Genomic DNA, 22,911 nt, shown 5'->3' with positions numbered 1-22,911 from the left:
CTTTTCCTGTTCGGTGGGGTCACATCAGGTGCTATACGGAAATTGTGCTTGTACAGATCATCGAACATGGGGAGGCGTCATGACAAAACGCAGAGCGATTCTGATTCTGCACGGCAAGCAGTCGCTTAACGAGGATGTCCGCAACGCCGTGCTGGAAAAGCGCAAACAAGGCTGGGATCTGGATGTACGACTGACCTGGGAGGGCGGCGATGCACAGCGACTGGTCACTGAGGCACTGGCAGCCGGGCACCGGCATATCATTGCCGGAGGCGGTGACGGGACGGTGCGCGACATAGCCGAAGCGCTGGCCCAGGCTCGTACCAGCAGCAGTATGGTTATCCTGCCACTGGGCACTGCCAACGATTTCGCCCGGGCTGCAGGCGTACCGCTGGAAGTGGCTGACGCGCTGGATCTGCTGTATGTGGAGCCGCGTGCAGTGGACCTCGGTGAAGTCGGCGGCAAATTGTTCCTGAACATGGCCACCGGTGGCTTTGGCAGCCAGGTCACGGCCAATACATCCGAAGACCTGAAAAAGGTGCTGGGCGGTGCAGCCTATCTGTTTACCGGGCTGTCGCGCTTCAGCGAGCTGCATGCTGCTCACGGTGAGCTGGTCGGGCCGGACTTCCACTGGCGTGGCAATCTGTTGGCCTTGGGCATCGGTAACGGTCGTCAGGCCGGAGGCGGACATGTGCTGTGTCCAGAGGCGATGGTCGATGATGGCATGCTGGATATCAGCATCCTGCCAGCGCCCCAGGAAGTGGTCGGCACGCTCAAGAGCCTGCTCGAAGGTGGCCTTGGGATCGACAACATGTTTGTACGTGCCCGCTTGCCCTGGGTCGAACTCAAGTCTGCCCAGGGGCTGGACATCAATCTTGATGGTGAGCCGCTGTCGGGCGAGAACCTGCGTTTCGTGGCACGTCCGGCGGCCTTGCAGGTCCATCTGCCGAAGAATTCACCTGTACTCGGAGCGGTTCAGGCACTCAATCGTCCAGGCTGATGATCCGTTCACGCACGCTGAACAGTACCAGCCCGGCAACATCGTAGATCTGCAGGCGCTTCATGATCTGCGATCGGTGACTCTCCACGGTCTTGATGCTCAGGCCCAGTCCATTGGCGATTTCCCGGGTGGATTTGCCTCGTACCACCAGACGCAGTATCTCCAGTTGGCGAGCGGTGAGATTGTATTTGTCCAGGGCTTCGGGCCTGTTGGTGCGCGGACCGCGCAAGGCCCGGTTGATCACGGTATGGGCGATGGCGGGGCTCAGATAGCGTTCGTCGTTGCGCAGGGCTTCCAGCGCCTGTTCCAGCTCTCTGGCGGTCGCATCCTTGAGCAGATAGCCGTGAGCACCCATTTCCAGGGCGCTCATGATTGTGTCGGGGTCGGTGTGCATGGAGATGATCAGCACTTTGCTGTGGGGCTGTACCGCAAGCAGTTGCTCCAGAGCATCCAGGCCATTGGTGTCCTTCATGGTGATGTCCAGAAGGATGATGTCAGGTTGCAGTTCGAGCGCAAGGCTCGCCAACTGGCTGCCATCGGCCGCTTCGCCAATGACGGCGTAGCCGGGAATGTCTGAAACCAGAGCGCGTACGCCCGCCCTGATCAGCGAGTGGTCATCGATCAGCAGTAGATTGCAAGTCATTGAGGCTTCTTGTATGCATTGGCCCGTTCGTGTGTACGAGGGGCCCAGGGAAACAATACGTCGATCTGGGTGCCTTGCCCCGGCGTGCTGTGCAGGCTCCAGGAGCCATTGAGCAAGGCGACTCGTTCGGCCATGCCTGCCATGCCGCGCTGGCCGGCATCTGCGGGGTTGTCTGTCGGCTCGAAGCCGACGCCGTCATCCGAGATAAAGAGCGAAAGCCCGCCGGGCAGGCGTTGCAGGCGCACCAGCAGGTTTTTCGCATGGGAGTGGCGCAGCACGTTGGTCACGGCCTCCTGAGCGATACGAAAGGCGGCCATGGCCATTTCTTCGGGAATGCCGGCCAGCCGCTGCTGACACTCCAGGCTCCAGCGTACCTGACTGTCGCTGAGGTTCTTCAGCAGATGGGCTCGCAGGCTGGCCTCCAGTCCCAGGCTCGACAGCTGGCGGGGATTGAGAATGCTGGACAGGTCGCGCACTTTATCCAGGGTTTCTTCAAGGATGGCATTCAGCTGTGCGCCGTGGGATTGCGCCTCTGCGGGCAGGCGACGCTCCAGCCAGTTGCACTGGATCTTTGCCGCAGTGAGCATCTGTCCGATGTCGTCGTGCAGTTCCCGGCTGAGTCGATGACGCTCGCTTTCCTGAACCTCCAGCATACGTTCGGCCAGTTCCTGAGGCTTGAGCTGGATCAACTGGCGGTTGCGCAGTCGGGTGAGCCAGATACTGATGAAGGTGATCAGGTTGAGGGCAAGCAGTGGAAGGGGCAGGGCATCGGTACTCAGGAACAGCCCGATGTTGCCCAGGATTGCGCTTATGCACAGTGCATTGGTCAGCCAGTGGCCGTTTTTCGTGTTCAGGTATCGAAACCCTGGGAGCTTCCTGCTGACATGCATAACGAATGGCGCCACTTGTAGGGTCGGTGCGGATCGATATCCGGCAGTTGTATAACAGCTCGTCAACTCAAGAGTCTGCCCATTCCCGGTCAGTAATCTTGTCTCGATGCAGGACGATTTAATGGTTAACCTGCACTTCTGTAAACAGAAAATTGCCGGTCAATATGGGTGGTGGTTATTCTTAATAATGTTTCTGGATATTTCCATGGGGCTGCAGAGTTTAAAAAAGGAATGGGGGCTTTGGGCAGGGATGACTTGTAAACCTGCTGTTACTGGTCGCTGATACTGGAGATTTCAGACAACTTTGCCAGAAGCGCCTGCTGCTCATCGCAATCCATGAGCAGTTCGCCGGTTTGCGGATCGATCAGTTCCAGTTGCCAGGACATCAATTCCAGGCAGCTTTTCAGCGTATTCAGGATTTCCGGCGAAAAGCCCGGGTACTGGCAGGCTTCGGTGAGCCACTGCTGCAGCTTTCTGGAGAAATCGGCAAGGCTTTCGATCGAAGCGCTCTGTGCTTCGAGGCTCAGTTTGAGCAGATTGGTCAGCAGGCCTTCGATGGCGTCTTCATCGTCGCCGATCATTTCCAGGTGTGACAGGCATTCCTCTGACTTGCAGAGAAGGTTCTGCGAGTTGATAAGGAACTGATCGTGTTTTTCCTGCCACTCATTACTGTTCAGCATCCTCTGTCTCCACGCATTTCAGGTAGCGAATTTGTTTCGCCCGCAGCGAATGGACGACAGTTAATGGTGATTTCAAATGAATGTATGTAGGGGGTTTCCGAATATTGCTTAAGGATTGCTTGTGAACATTTGAAAAATGAAGCCTTGAGTGGCGCCAAACCGTTGTCGGACTGGAAGACGAACACAGGCATGATTCCATTCGTTCACTGTGAATGGCGTCACAATAATGGCTATTGAGAGTTGAGAATATCAGGTCAGCCCTGATAGGGGCTCAGGGGTCCCCCTAGGCTCGAAAGCATCGAGTCTGTTTTTTGTAGGGGTCAAAGAAGAGTTTTCTGTCATATTTGACCGCAGGCAGTGCGACATCAGTAAAGCATGATGGTAATGTGACATCAATGCTTGGACATTGTATTTATGGCTATTAAGGTCCGGGCTGTTGCAGCCGATACAGGTACTGCAGACCCATCGTGATCAACGCTTCAGGAGCTATAAATGGCTGGCATTCTCGACACAGTAGATCAACGCACACAGCTGGTGGGCGAGAATCGCCTGGAAATCCTCATGTTTCGCCTTGCCGGTCGTCAGTTGTTCGCGATCAACGTGTTCAAGGTCCAGGAAGTGCTCCAGCTCCCCAAGCTGACCCTGATGCCGCAACGTCACTCCTTTGTCTGTGGTGTGGTCAACCTGCGTGGCCAGACGCTGCCGGTGATCGACCTGTCTCAGGCGATCGGCATGCGCCCGCTGGTTCCAGGCCCGGGCAGCACCATCATCGTGACCGAATACAACCGCTCCGTGCAGGCGTTCCTGGTCGGCGGCGTGGACCGTATCGTCAACATGAACTGGGATGCAATCATGCCGCCGCCAGCCAGCGCCGGTCGCCAGCATTACCTGACTGCCATCAGCAAGGTCGATGACCAGTTGGTGGAGATTATCGACGTGGAAAAAGTCCTCGCCGAGATCGTGCCCTACAACGCCAAGGTGTCCCGCGAGAAGCTGGAAGATCCGGCTCTGGAGCAGGCCCGTGGTCGTGAAATCCTTCTGGTGGATGACTCCAAGGTGGCTCTGGCCCAATTGCGCGACACTCTTTCGCAACTGGGGCTCAAGCTGCATGTGGCCAGCGATGGTCTCAAGGCGCTGAACATGCTCAAGGGCTGGGCGGACGCCGGGGAGAACGTCGAGGAAAAACTGCTGATGGTCTTTACCGATGCCGAGATGCCTGAAATGGACGGTTATCGCCTGACCACGGAAATCCGCAACGACCCGCGTCTGCGCAGTCTGTACATCGTGTTGCACACCTCATTGTCCGGCAGTTTCAACGAATCCATGGTCAAGAAGGTCGGTTGCGACAACTTCCTCTCCAAGTTCCAGCCCGACAAACTGGTTGAAGTCGTGCGCCAGCGCCTGTTGATGGTCAGCGGCGGCTGAAACATTTGCTGCTTTGCCTGGGGCGCCTCGTATAAGCTGCGACTTTCATGTCGCAGTTTTTCGAGCCACCAAGGAACAGGCAATGCTACGTCTCGCTTCTCTTTATCGTTTCCCCCTCAAATCCTGTAAAGCCGAAGTGCTGCAGCGCGCAGCGTTCGATGAGTTGGGGCTGGCAGGCGATCGACGCTGGATGCTGGTGGACGCAAACAGCGGACGGTTCTTCACTCAGCGTGCCTTGCCGCACATGTCACAGCTGTCCGTTCTGTGGAATGCGGCAGGTGGCGTGACCCTTTCTGCTCCCGGTTTCCAGCCTCTGGATGTGGCTCTGCCTGTCGATGTGGAGGCAACTCTGCGCGGTGTGACGGTCTGGCGCGATACCTTGCAGGTGCCGGATGCGGGAGAGGAGGCGGCCGCCTGGGTCAGCGAATTCATCGGCAAGCCGACCCGCATGGTCTATGTGCCGGTGGACCGCGCACGCTCGCTGCCCAGTGGCTACGGCACAGGCGCTGACAAGGTTTCGTTTGCCGATGGTTTCCCCTTGCTGCTCATCGGTCAGGGTTCGCTCGACGATCTGTCTGCCAGAATCGGGCGTCCTCAGGAGATGCTGCGCTTCAGGCCCAATCTGGTCATCGAGGGTGCCGAGGCCTTTGCCGAGGACAACTGGAAACGCATCCGCATCGGCGAGATGGAGTTTCGCATCCTCAAGCCTTGCGCACGCTGCATCCTGACCACCATCGATCCGGCTACCGGCCAGCGCAGCGAAGACCGTGAGCCTCTGACGACGCTCAAGACCTATCGTGAAGTCGAGGGGGATGTGATGTTTGGCCAGAATATGGTCAATGACGGGGCGGGTGTGCTCGAAGTGGGGATGCCGGTGGAGATTCTGGAGTAACTGGTTGTGTCGAGGAGGGCAAGGCAGCGCGGCTGACTTGCCCTCCATCAGCGTTTACAGGTCGTCGAAGAATCGCTCATGCCAATCAACCAGCGGCTGTGGTGAGTTGAGCTTTTGCCCGTAGATCACGGAATAAGACAGCACGTTTTGCACGTACTGGCGGGTTTCATCGAAGGGAATGCTTTCTACCCAGACATCGAATGCCAGATGGTTCGCGCCCTTGAGCCATTGGCGAACGCGGCCCGGGCCGGCGTTATAGGCGGCGGAGGCGAGCACCCGGTTGCCATTGAACTGACCGTGAACCTGGCTCAGGTAGGCAGCACCCAGTTGAATGTTCTTGTCAGGATCGAACACCTGCTGCGGCGAGGCCAGCGGAATGCTGAACTTGCGGGCGGTTTCCTTGGCGGTGGCCGGCATCAACTGCATCAGGCCGCTGGCACCCACGCCTGAACGGGCGTCATCCATGAATGCGCTTTCCTGACGGGTAATGGCGAATACCCAGCTCGAATGAAGGCCGCGTACCTGAGCTTCACGGACCAGTGTGTCGCGGTGGGCCATGGGGAAGCGGATATCCAGATCGTCCCAGTACTGCGCCTGACTGATGGTGCGGATCGCCGGGAAATACCACTTCATGTCATAGGCCAGCCTGGCCTGGGCAACCATTTCGTCACGGCTGAACAGACGGCTGACGTGATACCACTCGCGACGACCGTCGACGATTTCGCCGCGATCATGAAACTCCAGGGCGCGGCGTATGCCCGGCGTGTTGCGAACCTTGTTGACCAGAGCAGGGCTGAGCGCCAGAGGCTTGTTGTTGAGCTGGTATGGGCTCTGGGTCCGGTCGGCCGCCAGGAAGCCATAGAAATCGCGCTCCTTGGCCACGTCCTTGTACAGGCTCGGGATCAGCGGATTGTTCGGCTGGGCAAGCTCGAGTGCGCGAGCTTCCCAATAGCGCCAGCGGTTGGTGCTTGCCAGATCCTGAGGCAGGCGGCGTGCCAGTTCGTAGGCATCCTCCCAGCGTCCCAGGCGTAACAGCAGGCGCAGGCGCCACTCGGTCACAGTGTTGTCCTGCAGCTCGGGATCGTATTTGGTCATGACCTCCAGAGCGCGGTCGTCATAGCGACGTGCCAGGGTCAGGCCGATTTCCTTGGCGATCTCCACCTGTTCTTCACGGGAGAAGTGCATGGTCGCGGCGTAACCGTCGAGCATGGCCAGGGCTTTTTGCGGGTCCTGTCTGGCGAGGCGACGCAAGCCCAGGCCCACCACATCGGACATGGCCTCATCCACGGGAGCGAACTGCGCCGGGTTATTGAGCATCTCCGGTTTCTGGGCAACGGCCAGCAGCAACTTGCCCTGAGGCGCCAGAGAGTTGAGGCTGTTGACCAGGGTGTTCGCCAGGCTGTAGTTGCGAGCCTGGGCTGCCAGCTTGGCACGCTGCCATCGTTTCTGTTCGGTCAACTGGCCAGCGGCGGCCCACTGGCTGAAGAAGGCATCGCAGGCGGCCGGCTGGGTCTTGCCGGTCATCCACAGCTTTTCGGCGTTGGCATAGCCTTCGGCGCGCAGGTTGTTGTTCAACTGGTATTGGCCGTACAGGCAGTCCAGTTCGACAAAATTCATCTTGGGGCTGTAGTACTTGACGAAGGGCTGCCAGTCGCCGCGTTCGGCCAGCCAGCGCAACCAGCGCAGTTTCATCCAGTTGGCCTGGGGCAGATCGCCGTGTTCGGCCAGGAATCGTTCTATTTCCTGATTGCTGGCGGTCTTGAGACGCGCAGTCAGTTCGTCGTATTCGAGGTAGGGCTCCAGCGGGTAAGTGGCCAGTGCCGATTTGTACATTTGATAAGGGCCCGAATCACCCTTGGCCAGTGCCCGTTTTGCTTCGTCGTAATATTGGCGTTGTTGGCTGAGGTCTGCCGCGTGAGCGTTCTGGGCCGCGGTGGCAGAGAGCAGCAGGCAGGATAAAAAGCTGAACAAGCGACTGCGCATGAGACTTCCGAGCAGATGATTCGTGAAAAGTGCCGCTAGCTTAGCCTTTTGCCAGCCTTGGGTGAAAGCATTGCCGAAGGCAGTAACACGCTTGAATGAAACCGGATGTTATAAGGCCGTCACACTCTGTCGCTGCCCGGTGGCATGAATGCCGACATCCGCGGGTGATCTCAGGTAGAATGCGCGCCCGGTTTTTGGAGAAGATCATGACCCTGCTCAAATTCAGCGATGTGTCCCTTGCTTTCGGCGCCATGCCGTTGTTGGACAAGGTGTCCTGGCAGATCGCCCGTGGTGAGCGGGTGTGCATCATCGGCCGTAACGGTACAGGCAAATCCAGCATGTTGAAGCTGGTCAAGGGCGTGCAGAAGCCCGATGACGGCGCTGTCTGGCGTGCGCCTGGCCTCAAGATCGGCGAGTTGCCCCAGGAATTGCCTGTGGCCGACGAGCGGACCGTTTTTGACGTGGTCGCCGAAGGTCTTGATGGGGTGGGCTCCTTGCTCGCCCAGTATCATCACCTTGCCCAGAACTGCGTGACCGAGGAAGATCTCAACAAGCTCATGCATGTCCAGCAGGAGCTCGAAGCCCGTGACGGCTGGCGCCTGCAGCAATTGGTCGACAGCACCCTGAGCCGCCTGCAACTGCCGGCTGACAAGACCCTGGCCGAGTTGTCCGGTGGCTGGCGTCGCCGTGTGCTGCTGGCCCAGGCACTGGTTTCCGAGCCGGATCTGCTGCTGCTCGACGAACCGACCAACCACCTGGACATCGGCGCAATCGCCTGGCTCGAAGAGGCCCTCAAGGATTTCCAGGGCGCTGTGTTGTTCATCACCCACGACCGGGCATTCCTGCAGAACCTGGCGACCCGTATTCTGGAACTCGACCGTGGCGGCCTGATCGACTGGAACGGCGACTACGCCAGCTTCCTGGTCCACAAGGAAGCGGCACTGGCTGCGGAAGAAACCGCCAATGCCCTGTTCGACAAGCGTCTGGCTCAGGAAGAAGTATGGATTCGTCAGGGCATCAAGGCCCGTCGTACCCGTAACGAAGGTCGTGTGCGCGCCCTCAAGGCTCTGCGCGTCGAGCGCAGCGAGCGTCGCGAGCGTACCGGCAAGGCGAATATCCAGCTCGATACTGCGGAGAAATCCGGCAAGCAGGTGATGGTGCTGGAAGGCGTCAGCTTCGCGCATCCGGGCGGCCCGACGCTGATCAAGGATTTCTCCATGGTCCTGCAGCGCGAGGACCGTATCGGTCTGCTGGGTGCCAACGGTACCGGCAAGACCACGTTGCTCAAGCTGATGCTGGACAACCTGCAACCTACCGAGGGCAAGGTCGAGGTCGGTACTCGTCTGGACGTCGCTTACTTCGACCAGTTGCGTCACCAGCTCGATCTGGAAAAGACCGTGATCGACAACGTTGCCGAAGGTCGTGACTTCATCGACATCGATGGTCAGAGCCGCCACGTCCTGAGCTACCTGGGCGATTTCCTGTTTAGCCCGCAACGTGCGCGTACGCCGGTCAAGGCATTGTCCGGTGGTGAGCGTGCCCGTCTGTTGCTGGCCAAGCTGTTCAGCAAGCCGGCCAACCTGCTGGTCCTCGATGAACCGACCAACGACCTGGACGTGGAAACCCTGGAGCTGCTTGAAGAAGTGCTGCTGACCTTCAAGGGCACCGTGCTGATGGTCAGCCACGACCGGGCATTCCTGGACAACGTGGTGACCAGCACCCTGGTGTTCGAGGGCGAAGGCAAGGTTCGCGAATACGTAGGCGGTTATCAGGACTGGCTGCGTCAGGGCGGTTCACCGCGCCTGCTGGGCGTGACCGATACCAAGTCGGGCAAGGCCGAGCTGAACAGCGCGGTGGTGCAGGCTGCACCGGTCGCCGCTCAGGAAATGCCGGTTGCGAAAAAGAAGCTCAGCTACAAGCAGCAGCGCGAACTGGAAGCCTTGCCGGCGCAGATTGATGAAGTGGAAGGGCTCATCGCTGCCCTGACCGCCGAAATGGCCGAGCCGGGCTTCTATCAGCGTTCTTCCGAGCAGACCACTGCGGTGCTGGCTCAGGTCGAAAGCCTGCAGGCTCAGCTTGATGCCTTGCTGGAGCGCTGGGCCGAACTGGACGAGTGATAAGCAGGTAGGAGCGAATTTATTCGCGAGACATCATTGGGGTCGATACATTTTCTTCGGATGTATGGGCCTCTCGCGAATGAATTCGCTCCTACAGAATTGATGATTGCGTGATGCAAAAAAAAGCCCGGGATCGATGCCCGGGCTTTTCGCTTTACTCAGGCTTTTTCAGGCGTACAGCCAGCACGTCGCAAGGTGCGCCATGCAGGACGTCATTGGCGGTGGAGCCCAGCAGCAGGGCAAGGCCGTGGCGGCCATGGCTGCCGACAACGATCAGGTCGCACTTCTGGTTCTTGGCCAGTTGATGGATTTCCTGGCGTGGCTGACCGTAGACCAGATGGCTTTCGCCTGCCTTGATCTCCGGGTATTTTTCCTTCAGTTTTTCCAGCTTTTCCTTGGCCTGATCGAATTGCTGCTGTTGCAACTGAGACAGATCCATTGGAACGTCGCCCCCGAAGGCCATGGCCATGGGTTCGACGATGTGCACCATCGACAGGGTGGCATCGCTGGCCTGGGCCAATACACGAGCGCGACGGATAACTGGGTCGCACTCGTCGGTGAGGTCAATGGCAACCAGAATGTGTTGATACGACATAAGGAGGTCCTCCGAGAGGATTGCGATAAGGGTGAGTATGGCTTCTTCGCACGCTTGTGGGCAGGCCCTTTTGCAAGCCATTGTTTATTTTGATTTTTTAGTGCTGCGAAAGCTGGCGAGCAAGGGTGCTGTCTGCTCTGCGACTCTTTCGGTGATCTCCTTTTATCGGCGCGCATTTGCATCCATTTCGATGCCGGATATTGCCAGTTGCGGCCACTTTTCGTACAGAGCCTGATCGGGCGGGGACAAGAAATATGACGACCTTGGTGGTTCTGTCAATCATTTGTGTGATGTTGAGCCCGCTGGTATGGCTGCGTCCCTCGCGTCAGCAGAGCGGCAGAATGGCTTTGCGCCTTGAAGCGCGGCGCCTGGGAATGGCCATGCAACTGGCGCCCCAGGAATGGCCGCACTGGCTCTCCAGGGAGCCTCCAAGCCCTTGCGCCCAATACCACCGGCCTCGTTCCGGCTCGCAGAAGGCGTGCTGGGCTTATTGGCAGAGTGAGCCGGGCGTCTGGCTCAACCGCTGGCGAGAGCCTTGTGAGGATGCGGGGCTGATAAATCATTTCAATACGTTGCCGGCGGACGTGTTCAAGGTCGAGGCCGATGCGCAGATGATTGCCTTGTTCTGGGGCGAGAAGGGGGAGCCGCAGGTATTGCCGAAAATCGATGCAGTGCTCAGGGCGCTGGCTTGAAGCCCGCCTGATGTACAGGCAATAAAAAGCCCGACAACAACATCGGGCTGGGGGTTGGCCAGGCAGGCCGATAATTCGTGGCGTTACGGTGCAATGCCGTAGATCGCCGAGTCCTGCGCGCCGATGAGCGGCTTTGCAGGCACTGGCCAGACTTTAGACCTTACGCTCCGTTTTGTCGCGTTTTTCCCGAGTATTTTTCATCTGCGAGCCTCAACGGTGCAAAAAAGTCCCGTCCGGGGTTTGCGTCGAGCTTTGCATTATCACTTTTTTGAATGGGGCCAAATCAAACTTGGGGTCTTGGGTGAAGGCAAGGCTGCAATCTGGCCAATACGCCGTTTTTATTGATGTTTCGTCGAATTGACAATTTTCGGGTTTTGCCTGATGGTGTGCATACCCAAATCAAACGGGCGTATGAATTGATCGTTTGGTCGTCAGACGGCTCTGACAGAACTCTGACTACCACGTCGGCGGGTGTGCTTGATTTGGCGTGTTCATCGACGGCGACGTCGTAGTCTCGTCGAACCTAAAGGTTCGGCGAGTATTGTTCAGCTTCCCTATTGTGGAGATCAGTTGATGATTTACGAAGGTAAAGCCATCACGGTTAAGGCTCTTGAAAGTGGCATCGTCGAATTGAATTTCGACCTCAAGGGTGAGTCCGTCAACAAGTTCAATCGCCTGACCCTGAGCGAGCTGCGCCAGGTGGTTGATACCCTCAAGGCCGACGCTTCTGTCAAAGGCGTGATTGTCACCAGCGGCAAGGATGTATTCATTGTCGGCGCCGACATCACCGAGTTTGTCGATAACTTCAAGTTGCCGGAAAGCGAACTGATTGCCGGTAACCTCGAGGCCAACAGGATCTTCAGCGACTTCGAAGATCTGGGTGTGCCCACGGTCGTCGCCATCAATGGCATCGCACTGGGCGGTGGCCTGGAGATGTGTCTGGCGGCTGATTATCGCGTTATTGCCAACACGGCGAAGATCGGTCTTCCCGAGGTCAAGCTGGGCATTTATCCCGGTTTCGGCGGTACTGTCCGCCTGCCACGCATCATCGGGGCCGACAACGCCATCGAGTGGATCGCTTCCGGCAAGGAAAACGCTGCCGAAGACGCCCTCAAGGTCGGTGCTGTCGATGCAGTGGTCGTCCCTGAAAAACTTCAGGCCGCAGCTCTGGATCTGATCAAGCGCGCCATCAGTGGCGAGTTCGATTTCAAGGCCAAGCGTCAGCCCAAGCTGGACAAGCTCAAGCTCAATCCCATTGAGCAAATGATGGCATTTGAAACCGCCAAGGGTTTTGTCGCAGGTCAAGCCGGCCCGAATTATCCGGCACCTGTCGAAGCCATCAAGACCATCCAGAAAGCCGCGAACTTCGGTCGTGACAAGGCGCTGGAAGTCGAAGCTGCCGGTTTCGTGAAAATGGCCAAGACGTCTGCGGCGCAGAGTCTGATCGGCCTGTTCCTGAACGATCAGGAGCTGAAAAAGAAAGCCAAGGCATACGATGCACTGGCCAAGGACGTGAAACAGGCTGCCGTACTGGGCGCCGGGATCATGGGCGGCGGTATCGCTTATCAGTCGGCTGTGAAAGGCACGCCGATCCTGATGAAGGATATCCGCGAAGAAGCCATTCAACTGGGCCTCAATGAAGCCTCCAAGCTGCTGGGTGGCCGTGTCGACAAAGGTCGTCTGACACCTGCCAAGATGGCTGAAGCACTCAATGCGATTCGTCCTACCTTGTCTTATGGCGATTTCGGCAACGTCGATCTGGTGGTCGAAGCGGTAGTCGAAAACCCCAAGGTCAAGCAGGCGGTGCTGGCCGAAGTCGAAGCCAATGTGGCTGAAAACACTATCCTGGCCTCCAATACCTCGACCATTTCCATCTCCTTGCTGGCCCAGGCCCTCAAGCGTCCGGAAAACTTCGTCGGCATGCACTTCTTCAACCCGGTACACATGATGCCGCTGGTGGAAGTCATCCGTGGCGAGAAGTCCAGCGAAGAAGCCGTGGCGACCACCGTTGCCTACGCCAAGAAAATGGGCAAGAACCCGATTGTGGTCAACGATTGCCCAGGCTTCCTGGTCAACCGTGTCCTATTCCCGTACTTCGGCGGTTTCGCCAAGCTGGTCAGTGCCGGTGTGGATTTCGTGCGCATCGACAAGGTCATGGAGAAGTTCGGCTGGCCCATGGGGCCTGCGTACCTGATGGACGTGGTCGGCATCGACACGGGCCACCATGGTCGTGACGTCATGGCCGAAGGCTTTCCGGACCGCATGAAGGACGATACTCGTTCTGCCGTGGACGTGCTGTACGAGGCCAAGCGCCTTGGCCAGAAGAACGGCAAAGGCTTCTATGCCTATGAGACGGACAAGAAGGGCAAGCCTAAAAAGGTCAGCGACCCTACCGTGCTGGACGTGCTCAAGCCGATCGTCTACGAGCAGCGTGAAGTGACCGATGAAGACATCATCAACTGGATGATGATCCCGCTGTGCATGGAAACCGTGCGCTGCCTGGAAGACGGCATCGTCGAGACTGCTGCCGAAGCCGACATGGGCCTGATCTACGGCATCGGTTTCCCTCCGTTCCGTGGTGGTGCGCTGCGTTACATCGACTCCATCGGCGTCGCCCAATTCGTTGCCCTCGCTGACCAATATGCCGAGCTGGGTGCCTTGTATCAACCGACCGCGAAGCTGCGTGAAATGGCCAGTAAAGGCCAGAGCTTCTTCGGTTAAGCGCCTTCTGAGGAATGAACGTATGAGCTTGAATCCAAGAGACGTCGTGATTGTCGACTTCGGTCGCACCCCGATGGGCCGCTCCAAGGGCGGCATGCACCGCAACACCCGTGCCGAAGACATGTCGGCGCACCTGATCAGCAAGTTGCTGGAGCGCAATGCGAAGATCGACCCGGCCGAGGTGGAAGATGTCATCTGGGGCTGCGTCAACCAGACCCTGGAGCAGGGCTGGAACATCGCACGCATGGCGTCGTTGCTGACCCAGATCCCGCACACCTCTGCGGCCCAGACCGTGAGCCGCCTCTGCGGCTCGTCCATGAGCGCGCTGCACACGGCGGCCCAGGCGATCATGACCGGCAACGGTGATGTGTTCGTGATCGGTGGCGTCGAGCACATGGGCCATGTCGGCATGATGCATGGCGTCGACCCTAACCCGCACATGTCCCTGCATGCCGCCAAGGCGTCGGGCATGATGGGCCTGACTGCCGAAATGCTCGGCAAGATGCACGGCATTACCCGTGAGCAACAGGACGCTTTCGGCCTGCGCTCCCACCAGCTCGCCCACAAGGCGACCCTGGAGGGCAAGTTCAAGGACGAGATCATCCCGATGCAGGGTTATGACGAAGACGGTTTCCTCAAGGTTTTCGACTACGACGAAACCATCCGTCCGGATACCACTCTGGAAAGTCTCGCGGCGCTCAAGCCTGCATTCAATCCCAAGGGCGGTACTGTAACGGCGGGTACGTCATCGCAGATTACCGATGGTGCGTCCTGCATGATCGTCATGTCTGCCCAGCGTGCCAAGGACCTGGGTATCGAGCCGATGGCGGTCATCCGTTCCATGGCCGTTGCGGGTGTAGACCCGGCAATCATGGGTTACGGCCCGGTACCTGCGACTCAGAAAGCCCTCAAGCGTGCGGGGCTTGGCATTGCCGATATCGACTTCTTCGAGCTCAACGAAGCCTTCGCCGCACAGGCCCTGCCAGTGCTCAAGGATCTGAAAGTGCTCGACAAGATGAACGAGAAGGTTAATCTGAACGGCGGCGCTATCGCTCTGGGCCATCCATTTGGATGCTCCGGTGCGCGTATTTCGGGTACTTTGCTCAATGTAATGAAGCAGAATGGCGGCAAGCTGGGCGTCTCGACCATGTGTATCGGTCTGGGCCAGGGCATTGCCACTGTTTTTGAACGCATCTGAGATTGAAAGGGTCTGTTGTCGTCAACGGACCCTGAATTGATGCGAGCCGGGGCCTGGTCCCCGGCTTTTGTATTTTGGAAAAAGCAATTTTTTTACCCGTTGTTTCAGTCATGTTTCAAGAGGGCAACAGCATGCAATTAGAGCCAGGGCTCTATCGCCATTACAAAGGCCCGGAGTACCGGGTATTCAGCGTTGCGCGTCATTCCGAAACCGAGGAAGAAGTGGTGTTCTATCAAGCTCTTTACGGTGATTTCGGGATGTGGGTACGTCCTTTGAGCATGTTCCTCGAGTCCGTCGAGGTTGACGGCGAGCAAGTGCCGCGCTTTGCTTTGGTTCAGGTCGAGCCGAGTCTTTTTACCCGTCCGTGAGTCGGGGCCGCGCAACAGCCTGTGCTTGACCTCACCTTGTAGCCACTATATATAGCGTGGCCTTTATAAGCTCCACTCTGTCTTTCATCTAGTTTTCAGGAATTTTCTGATCCATGGGCAAATCGCTGGTCATCGTGGAATCCCCGGCTAAGGCCAAGACCATCAACAAGTATTTGGGCAACCAGTACGTGGTGAAGTCGAGTATCGGCCATATCCGAGACCTGCCCACCAGCGGTTCGGCTAGTGCTGCCAAGGAACCTGCCGCCAAGCGTGGCAAGGCAACTGCGAGCGAAGCGCCCGCACTGAGCCCCAAGGAAAAGGCCCGGCGCCAGTTGGTGTCGCGTATGGGCGTCGACCCCGAACACGGCTGGAAGGCCAAATACGAAATCCTTCCCGGCAAGGAAAAGGTGATCGAAGAGCTGCGCAAGCTGGCCAAGGATGCCGACACCATCTATCTCGCAACGGACTTGGACCGCGAAGGGGAAGCCATTGCCTGGCACCTGCGCGAAGCCATCGGTGGGGATGACAGCCGCTTCAAGCGCGTGGTGTTCAACGAAATCACCAAGAAAGCCATTCAGGAAGCCTTTTCAAAGCCAGGCGAGCTGGATATCGCCCGTGTGAACGCCCAGCAGGCCCGTCGCTTCCTCGACCGCGTCGTGGGCTACATGGTGTCGCCGCTGCTCTGGCAAAAGGTCGCTCGTGGCCTGTCAGCCGGTCGTGTGCAATCGGTTGCCGTGAAGCTGGTGGTGGAGCGTGAGCGCGAAATCCGTGCCTTCAATCCTGAAGAGTACTGGGAAATCCACGCCGACCTGGGCACTGCCAAGGGCGCCAATGTGCGCTTTGAAGTCGCCAGGGAAAACGGCGAGGCCTTCAAGCCGCTCAACGAAGCACAGGCCATGGCGGCGCTGGAGAAGCTCAAGGCCTCCAGCTACAGCATCGTCAAGCGCGAAGACAAGCCGACCAGCAGCAAGCCGTCTGCGCCATTCATCACGTCCACCTTGCAGCAGGCAGCCAGTAACCGCCTGGGCTTTGGTGTGAAGAAAACCATGATGATGGCCCAGCGCTTGTATGAAGCGGGCTACATCACTTACATGCGTACCGACTCCACCAACCTGTCGGCCGATGCCGTCAGCATGGCGCGCGCTTACATCGAGACAGAGTTCGGCAAGAAGTACCTGCCGGAATCCCCGAATGTCTACAGCAGCAAGGAAGGCGCGCAAGAGGCTCACGAAGCGATTCGTCCGTCCGACGTGAATACCCATCCAAGCAAGCTGTCGGGCATGGAGCGTGATGCCGAGCGCCTTTACGAGTTGATCTGGCGCCAGTTCGTGGCTTGCCAGATGCCGCCTGCGCAATACCTGTCGACCACGGTCAGTGTGGCTGCCGGTGACTTCGAGCTGCGCGCCAAGGGCCGCATCCTGAAGTTCGACGGTTACACCCGTGTATTGCCGCAGATCTCCAAGCCTGGCGATGACGGTGTGCTGCCGGACATGGCGCAGGGCGAAACCCTGAAGCTGGTGACACTGGACCCGAGCCAGCACTTCACCAAGCCGCCAGCTCGCTACTCGGAAGCCAGTCTGGTCAAGGAAATGGAAAAGCGCGGCATCGGTCGTCCTTCGACCTATGCGGCGATCATTTCGACCATCCAGGATCGTGGCTACGTTGCATTGCACAATCGCCGTTTCTACTCGGAAAAAATGGGCGATATTGTCACCGGTCGTCTGTCCGAGAGCTTTTCCAACCTGATGGACTACGGCTTTACGGCCGGCATGGAAGAGAACCTCGACGATGTGGCCCAGGGCGAGCGCGACTGGAAGAACGTGCTGGACGAGTTCTACGGCGACTTCCGCAAGAAGCTTGAAGTGGCCGAAGCCCCTGACAGCGGCATGCGTGCCAACCAGCCGGTCATGACCGACATTCCGTGCAAGGTGTGCGGTCGTCCGATGCAGATCCGCACCGCGTCGACCGGTGTCTTCCTCGGCTGCTCGGGCTACAGTCTGCCCCCCAAGGAGCGCTGCAAGGCGACGGTCAACCTGACGCCCGGTGACGAGATCGCCGAGGATGACGAGGGTGAATCCGAATCCCGCGTATTGCGCGGCAAGCACCGTTGCCCGGTCTGCAGCACGGCCATGGATGCGTATCTGCTGGACGAGAAGCACAAGCTGCATATCTGCGGCAACAACCCGGATTGCTCGGGTTACGAAATCGAAGAGGGCACCTATCGCATCAAGGGCTATGAAGGTCCGAGCCTGGAGTGCGACAAGTGCGGCAGTGAAATGCAGCTCAAGACCGGCCGTTTCGGCAAATTCTTCGGCTGTACCAATGCCGAATGCAAGAACACTCGCAAGCTGCTCAAGAGTGGTGAGGCTGCGCCACCGAAGATGGACCCGGTGAAGATGCCTGAGCTCAAGTGCGACAAGGTCGATGACACCTACATCCTGCGCGACGGTGCTTCCGGTCTGTTCCTGGCCGCAAGCCAGTTCCCGAAGAACCGTGAAACCCGTGCGCCGCTGGTCATTGAGATCGTGCCGCACAAGGATGAAATCGATCCCAAGTATCACTTCCTCTGCGAAGCGCCGAAGAAAGACCCCGATGGCCGTCCGGCGGTAATTCGTTACAGCCGCAAGACCAAAGAGCAATATGTTCAGACCGAAGTGGAAGGCAAGCCGACCGGCTGGCGTGCTTTCTATGATGGCGGTGTCTGGAAGGTCGAAGACAAGCGCTGATCAAGTGTGCCCGGCGCAGGTCGGGTACAGTTTGCCCAGGGGCTCCAGGCAGGGTTTGATCCTGCCGGGAGCTTTGACGCTTGTGGCCATGCTCTTTTTATCTGACCGTTATGGAGAATGCCGCCATGGCCCATGAGCTCTATACCCGCACTAATCAGAAGATCTACTTTGCCGGGCTTGCGCTTGAAGCGCTGGGCAAGGCCGAGAAAGGTCAGGCCATCAATGCCCAGGCGTTGTTACAGGCCGAGCGTGAGTCCGTCCTGTTTCATTTGTATGGTGCGCTGCTGGGGTTGTGTCATGAAATTGCCGGTTTCTACCGGTTGCCTCAGGCCAATGCGCCACGAGCCGAGCTGCTGTTGACCCAGGAAGTGCTGGACGCCGTAGCAATCCCGGAAATGGCCGAACTGGTCGAGTTGGCGCGCAACAGGGAAACCTGGCTGGCGCAGCTTCTGTCGGCCTACAACGCCTTGTTCGAACCGCCTCGGGCTCCTAAAGCTCCCAAGGGAGATGTTACCCAGCCGATGATTGTGGCGGTAAATCTGGACGACGAACCGGCCATTGAGCTGACTCGTGAGGAACTGGAAGGCTGGCGGCAACAACTAAAGGGTCTGGCCATTCGTTTTCGTGAAGGCTTGAGCGAGTGCTAAAACCAATGATCTACAGGCTGGCAGGCTGTTACAATGCTGGCCTTTCGCGGAGTATTTGTACTAATGCCTACCTCTTTTCTTGAAATTGTCGAACTACCTGACGGCCGCATAGAGTTGCGTCGCGCCGATGATGAAGGGGCGCTGGTTACCCTCGATTTCTCTGCAGATGCCAAGTCTTTCATGCAAGGTCAGCATGTCGAGATTGCCAAGGCGATGCTGAGTGTAGGTGTGCAGATGGCCGGTCGGCTGGCTGAAGGTGAGCTTGAGAAAGATACCGGCCCGCGGGTGCTTCATTAACGACTGGGCAATCAGCCCAGTCGAATATTCAGGCTCTGCGCACTCCCGACCCGTGCCGCATTGACCAGTTGCTGGCGAGCAGTAGCGCTCAGCGGATTGATCCAGCTGACGACCGTATGACTGCGTCCCAGCCGAAGCGCCTCACGAGTCAACTCCAGTGCGCTTTGATTCCCCCGAGGTTGCAATAGCAGGATTCGCTCTCGGTTGAGCCCTGCATCCCTCAGCCATCTCTGAGTAAGGCTTGCCGGTGGTGCAATCAGGGTCAGCCAGCGGTCGTTGGTGTCCTGGCTCAATTCCCGAAGAATGGGTGCCATAAGGCTCAGGCAGCTCCCGGCAGCGCCGCGCAATGTGAGTTCACTGAAAACTTCCGGCCCGTTGCCCCAGGCTTTTTCGGGTTCCTCGGCAATCATCGGGACCATGGGCTGGGCCATGAACGCCTCGAACAGTGGTAATTGCGTGTGCGGTGCTTGATGGAACTGCATAACGTCTCCTTAGCGGCGAATGACGCCGACACTCAGGCCTTCGATCACCAGCTCCTGATCCTTGAGGTCGACCTCGATAGGTGCGAACTCGGGGTTTTCAGCAATGAGCCAGACCTTGCTGCCTTCACGCTTGAAGCGTTTTACCGTGACCTCGTCGCCGATCCGTGCCACCACGATCTGGCCGTTGCGGGCCTCACGGGTGGTGTGTACGGCCAGGAGGTCGCCATCGAGGATGCCGATATCCTTCATGCTCATGCCGTGGACCCGAAGCAGGTAATCGGCACTTGGATGAAAGAAGGTCGGGTTGATGTTGCAGGACTCTTCGATATGCTGCTGGGCCAGGATCGGCGCACCCGCGGCAACGCGGCCAATGATCGGCAGGCTGTTCTCGTCAGGCTTTGCCTCGAAACCGGGAATGCGGATGCCGCGTGACGCACCCGGAGTCATTTCGATGGCGCCCTTGCGGGCCAGTGCCTTGAGGTGTTCTTCCGCCGCGTTGGGGGATTTGAAGCCCAGTTCCTGAGCGATTTCCGCGCGGGTAGGCGGGTAGCCATTGTCTTCGAGGCAGCGTTTGATGAAGCCAAGAATCTCGGCTTGGCGTGGCGTCAGTTTGATCATGGCAGGCGCTCTGTCTTTTTATACAGTGACTGGGATTATATACAGTGAAGGCGTGTTGGCAATCGTCCTTTTCATTTTCGTCGCCCGACGGTCGGGTTGCAGTCTGTCTGCAAGAGGTCGGATAAGTGACTGTTCGGCCACTCTGTGAACAGCCCGCTTGACAAGAGGCCCGGCTGATACGTATGTTTCAAACGTTCGTTTGTTAGGCAGAGAGCCATGGCCCAGTCGGAAACCGTTGAACGCATTCTTGATGCTGCCGAGCAATTGTTCGCAGAAAAAGGCTTTGCCGAAACCTCCTTGCGTCTGATAACCAGCAAGGCGTCGGTCAATCTGGCTGCGGTGAACTATCACTTCGGTTCCAAGAAGGCCTTGATCCAGGCGGTTTTCTCGCGTTTTCTGGGGCCTTTCTGCATCAGTCTCGAACGCGAGCTGGAGCGTCGTCAGGCCAAGCCCGAGCAAAAGCCAACGCTTGAAGAGTTGCTGGAGATGCTTGTCGAGCAGGCGCTGGTGGTTCAGCCGCGCAGCGGCAATGACCTGTCGATCTTCATGCGTCTGTTGGGGCTTGCGTTCAGTCAGAGCCAGGGTCACTTGCGTCGCTATCTGGAAGACATGTACGGCAAGGTGTTCCGCCGCTACATGACCCTGGTCAACGAAGCCGCCCCGCGCATTCCGCCTATCGAGCTGTTCTGGCGCGTTCACTTCATGCTGGGTGCCGCAGCCTTCAGCATGTCCGGTATCAAGGCCTTGCGTGCCATCGCCGAGACCGATTTCGGCGTCAACACTTCCATCGAGCAGGTCATGCGTCTGATGGTGCCATTCCTGGCAGCCGGCATGCGTGCCGAAACCGGTGTGACAGACGCCGCCATGATCGCAGCGCAGCTCAAGCCGCGCACCAAAAGCTCCTCAAGCGCCCCCGTCGCCGCCAAGGCCTGACGATTCCTGGATGCGCTCGCATTGCGCGAGGCTCCAGGATCAAGCACCATGCCCGGATTGATTGGTAATGGTGTGTTAAGGGTTTTTCTATGAGTTCAGGCCTGCAAGGCTCCCTGATGGTCGATGTCGCCGGTACCTGGTTGACCGCCGAAGACCGTCAGTTTCTGCGTCAGCCCGAAGTGGGCGGTTTGATTATCTTTGCCCGTAACATCGAGCACCCGCGGCAAGTACGCGAGTTGAGCGCGGCCATTCGTGCCATTCGCCCTGACTTGCTGCTGGCCGTGGATCAGGAAGGCGGCAGGGTTCAGCGTCTGCGACAGGGTTTCGTGCGTTTGCCTGCGATGCGTGCCATTGCCGACAAGCCCGATGCCGAATCATTGGCCGAGCATTGCGGCTGGCTGATGGCGACCGAAGTGCTGGCTGTTGGCCTGGACCTGAGTTTCGCCCCGGTACTGGATCTCGATTTCCAGCGCAGCGCTGTGGTGGGAACCCGTTCCTTCGAGGGCGATCCCGAGCGTGCCGCCGTGCTGGCTGGTGCCTTTATCCGTGGCATGCAGGCTGCCGGCATGGCCGCCACCGGCAAGCACTTTCCGGGTCATGGCTGGGCGGAAGCCGATTCCCATGTAGCAATCCCCAATGACGAGCGCAGCCTGGACGAGATTCGCAGCAAGGACCTCGTGCCTTTTGCGCGCCTGAGCAAGCAACTGGCGGCAGTGATGCCTGCCCATGTCATCTACCCGCAAGTCGATTCGCAGCCTGCCGGATTCTCCCGTCGCTGGTTGCAGGACATCCTGCGCGGCGAACTGCAATTTGACGGTGTCATCTTCAGTGATGACCTGTCCATGGCAGGTGCTCATGTGGTGGGTGATGCGGCCAGTCGCATCGAGGCTGCGCTGACGGCCGGTTGCGACATGGGTCTGGTCTGTAATGACCGGGCCGCCGCCGAGCTGGCCCTGAGCGCTGCGCAACGCCTGAAGGTCAAGCCTTCGGCGCGTATCGCCCGCATGCGTGGCCAGGCTCATGCTTCGACGGATTATCGCCAGCATCCGCGCTGGCTGACGGCGCTTCAGGCGCTGCGCAATGCCCAATTGATCGATTAAGGATTTGCAATGACGGTTTACGCGATTATCGGCGGAACAGGCCTGACCCAGCTTGAAGGTCTGAACATTCGCCAGTCTCTGCCCATGAACACGCCTTATGGCGCGCCGTCCGGCGAAATCCAGATCGGTGATTATGCCGGTCGCGAAGTGATGTTCCTGGCCCGTCACGGCCATCCTCATCGCCTGCCGCCGCATCAGGTCAACTACCGCGCCAATATCTGGGCCTTGAAGCAGGCCGGTGCGCAAGCGATTCTGGCCGTGAATGCGGTGGGCGGTATTCATCCGGCCATGGGAACCGGGCATTTCTGCGTACCCCATGATCTGGTGGATTACACCAGCGGTCGTCAGCACACCTTCTTTGCCGACGATCTGGAGCAGGTCACTCATATCGATTTCAGCTACCCCTACAGCGAGGCGCTGCGCGATCGTCTGATTGCGGCACTGGCGGCTGAAGGGTGCGAGTTCAGTGATCGTGGCGTGTATGCCTGCACCCAGGGGCCGCGCCTGGAGACGGTGGCCGAGATCGTTCGTCTTGAGCGTGATGGCTGCGACATCGTCGGCATGACCGGCATGCCTGAAGCGGCACTGGCCCGTGAGCTGGAGCTGGATTACGCCTGTCTGGCGCTGGTGGTCAACCCGGCGGCGGGCAAGTCCACGGCAATCATTACCATGGCCGAGATCGAGCAGGCGCTGCGTGATGGCATGGGCAAAGTGAAATCCACTCTGGCACGGGTGCTTTCGGCAGAATAAAACCCACCCCGTGGGAGCGAATTTATTCGCGAAGACGGCATTTCAAACGATAAATATCTATCGGATGTACAGGCCTCTCGCGAATGAATTCGCTCCTATGTATGGACTCGCCCCCACTGTCAACCCGCTTTGCTTTTGAACACCGCTACCCGGTTGC

General features: G+C 58.4%; 21 protein-coding genes. 14 read left to right on the top strand and 7 right to left on the bottom strand.

The window, feature by feature from the left end; genetic code table 11:
• Positions 1 to 79: 79 nt before the first annotated feature.
• A complete protein-coding gene (gene yegS / locus K5D32_RS16690) occupies positions 80 to 997 on the top strand; it encodes a lipid kinase YegS (protein WP_221601126.1) in 918 nt (305 codons plus the stop codon).
• Here the strand turns inward: yegS and K5D32_RS16685 are convergent.
• The 3 genes from K5D32_RS16685 to K5D32_RS16675 all read right to left on the bottom strand — a co-directional run bounded on the left by K5D32_RS16685 (position 981) and on the right by K5D32_RS16675 (position 3,210).
• Entirely contained in the window at positions 981 to 1,640 is a 660-nt protein-coding gene (locus K5D32_RS16685) for a response regulator transcription factor (protein ID WP_221578261.1), read from the bottom strand. The genes yegS and K5D32_RS16685 overlap by 17 nt on opposite strands.
• On the bottom strand, positions 1,637 to 2,530 hold the full coding sequence (locus tag K5D32_RS16680; RefSeq protein ID WP_221578262.1) for a sensor histidine kinase: 894 nt from the start codon (positions 2,528 to 2,530) through the stop codon (positions 1,637 to 1,639). Before K5D32_RS16680 ends, K5D32_RS16685 begins: the two co-directional genes overlap by 4 nt.
• Before the next feature lie 269 nt (positions 2,531 to 2,799).
• Positions 2,800 to 3,210 carry a hypothetical protein gene (locus K5D32_RS16675; RefSeq protein WP_221578263.1) on the bottom strand — a complete coding sequence of 137 codons (411 nt, stop codon included), beginning with the start codon at positions 3,208 to 3,210 and terminating at the stop codon, positions 2,800 to 2,802.
• Between the two features lie 492 nt (positions 3,211 to 3,702).
• On the opposite strand from K5D32_RS16675, the gene K5D32_RS16670 reads away from it, so the two are divergent.
• Complete coding sequence (locus tag K5D32_RS16670) at positions 3,703 to 4,635, top strand: chemotaxis protein CheV (protein WP_198725674.1); 933 nt, start codon at positions 3,703 to 3,705, stop codon at positions 4,633 to 4,635.
• Positions 4,636 to 4,717: 82 nt separating this feature from the next.
• Positions 4,718 to 5,527 carry an MOSC domain-containing protein gene (locus K5D32_RS16665; protein ID WP_221578264.1) on the top strand — a complete coding sequence of 270 codons (810 nt, stop codon included), beginning with the start codon at positions 4,718 to 4,720 and terminating at the stop codon, positions 5,525 to 5,527.
• Between the two features lie 54 nt (positions 5,528 to 5,581).
• On the opposite strand, the gene K5D32_RS16660 is transcribed toward K5D32_RS16665, so the two are convergent.
• Entirely contained in the window at positions 5,582 to 7,510 is a 1,929-nt protein-coding gene (locus K5D32_RS16660; protein WP_221601124.1) for a transglycosylase SLT domain-containing protein, read from the bottom strand.
• Between the two features lie 206 nt (positions 7,511 to 7,716).
• Between K5D32_RS16660 and K5D32_RS16655 the strand changes: the two genes are divergently transcribed.
• Positions 7,717 to 9,627, top strand: coding sequence for an ATP-binding cassette domain-containing protein (locus tag K5D32_RS16655; RefSeq protein WP_025260746.1), 1,911 nt, complete (start codon positions 7,717 to 7,719; stop codon positions 9,625 to 9,627).
• 154 nt (positions 9,628 to 9,781) lie between these two features.
• On the opposite strand, the gene K5D32_RS16650 is transcribed toward K5D32_RS16655, so the two are convergent.
• Complete coding sequence (locus tag K5D32_RS16650) at positions 9,782 to 10,222, bottom strand: universal stress protein (protein WP_221578266.1); 441 nt, start codon at positions 10,220 to 10,222, stop codon at positions 9,782 to 9,784.
• A 254-nt stretch (positions 10,223 to 10,476) separates the two neighbouring features.
• On the opposite strand from K5D32_RS16650, the gene K5D32_RS16645 reads away from it, so the two are divergent.
• The 7 genes from K5D32_RS16645 to K5D32_RS16615 all read left to right on the top strand — a co-directional run bounded on the left by K5D32_RS16645 (position 10,477) and on the right by K5D32_RS16615 (position 18,871).
• The gene (locus K5D32_RS16645) at positions 10,477 to 10,914 is read left to right on the top strand and encodes a hypothetical protein (protein WP_221601122.1); all 438 of its coding nucleotides are present in this window, start codon (positions 10,477 to 10,479) and stop codon (positions 10,912 to 10,914) included.
• 573 nt (positions 10,915 to 11,487) lie between these two features.
• Positions 11,488 to 13,635 carry a fatty acid oxidation complex subunit alpha FadB gene (gene fadB, locus K5D32_RS16640; protein WP_221578268.1) on the top strand — a complete coding sequence of 716 codons (2,148 nt, stop codon included), beginning with the start codon at positions 11,488 to 11,490 and terminating at the stop codon, positions 13,633 to 13,635.
• A 22-nt stretch (positions 13,636 to 13,657) separates the two neighbouring features.
• Entirely contained in the window at positions 13,658 to 14,833 is a 1,176-nt protein-coding gene (fadA, locus tag K5D32_RS16635; RefSeq protein ID WP_025260742.1) for an acetyl-CoA C-acyltransferase FadA, read from the top strand.
• Positions 14,834 to 14,964: 131 nt separating this feature from the next.
• A complete protein-coding gene (locus tag K5D32_RS16630; protein WP_025260741.1) occupies positions 14,965 to 15,201 on the top strand; it encodes a DUF1653 domain-containing protein in 237 nt (78 codons plus the stop codon).
• Between the two features lie 113 nt (positions 15,202 to 15,314).
• Entirely contained in the window at positions 15,315 to 17,927 is a 2,613-nt protein-coding gene (gene topA / locus K5D32_RS16625) for a type I DNA topoisomerase (protein WP_025260740.1), read from the top strand.
• Positions 17,928 to 18,052: 125 nt separating this feature from the next.
• Complete coding sequence (locus K5D32_RS16620; protein WP_221560749.1) at positions 18,053 to 18,574, top strand: DUF6586 family protein; 522 nt, start codon at positions 18,053 to 18,055, stop codon at positions 18,572 to 18,574.
• Between the two features lie 63 nt (positions 18,575 to 18,637).
• On the top strand, positions 18,638 to 18,871 hold the full coding sequence (locus tag K5D32_RS16615) for a hypothetical protein (protein WP_117166801.1): 234 nt from the start codon (positions 18,638 to 18,640) through the stop codon (positions 18,869 to 18,871).
• Between the two features lie 11 nt (positions 18,872 to 18,882).
• Here K5D32_RS16615 and sulA read toward each other — a convergent pair whose 3' ends face one another.
• Both sulA and lexA read right to left on the bottom strand, forming a co-directional pair.
• Positions 18,883 to 19,353 carry an SOS-induced cell division inhibitor SulA gene (gene sulA / locus K5D32_RS16610; RefSeq protein ID WP_221560750.1) on the bottom strand — a complete coding sequence of 157 codons (471 nt, stop codon included), beginning with the start codon at positions 19,351 to 19,353 and terminating at the stop codon, positions 18,883 to 18,885.
• Between the two features lie 9 nt (positions 19,354 to 19,362).
• Positions 19,363 to 19,971 carry a transcriptional repressor LexA gene (gene lexA, locus K5D32_RS16605; RefSeq protein ID WP_025260736.1) on the bottom strand — a complete coding sequence of 203 codons (609 nt, stop codon included), beginning with the start codon at positions 19,969 to 19,971 and terminating at the stop codon, positions 19,363 to 19,365.
• A 216-nt stretch (positions 19,972 to 20,187) separates the two neighbouring features.
• Between lexA and psrA the strand changes: the two genes are divergently transcribed.
• From psrA to K5D32_RS16590, 3 genes are all read left to right on the top strand, one after another.
• A complete protein-coding gene (psrA, locus tag K5D32_RS16600) occupies positions 20,188 to 20,904 on the top strand; it encodes a transcriptional regulator PsrA (RefSeq protein ID WP_117166568.1) in 717 nt (238 codons plus the stop codon).
• A 101-nt stretch (positions 20,905 to 21,005) separates the two neighbouring features.
• Positions 21,006 to 22,004, top strand: coding sequence for a beta-N-acetylhexosaminidase (gene nagZ, locus K5D32_RS16595; protein ID WP_221560771.1), 999 nt, complete (start codon positions 21,006 to 21,008; stop codon positions 22,002 to 22,004).
• Positions 22,005 to 22,013: 9 nt separating this feature from the next.
• Entirely contained in the window at positions 22,014 to 22,754 is a 741-nt protein-coding gene (locus tag K5D32_RS16590; protein ID WP_221593896.1) for an S-methyl-5'-thioinosine phosphorylase, read from the top strand.
• The last annotated feature ends 157 nt before the right edge of the window (positions 22,755 to 22,911 follow it).

The organism is Pseudomonas cichorii (assembly GCF_019719005.1).
GTDB lineage: Bacteria > Pseudomonadota > Gammaproteobacteria > Pseudomonadales > Pseudomonadaceae > Aquipseudomonas > Aquipseudomonas cichorii_E.
Note: the sequence above shows the minus strand (reverse complement) of the source record. Positions and strands in the feature narration are given on the sequence as shown.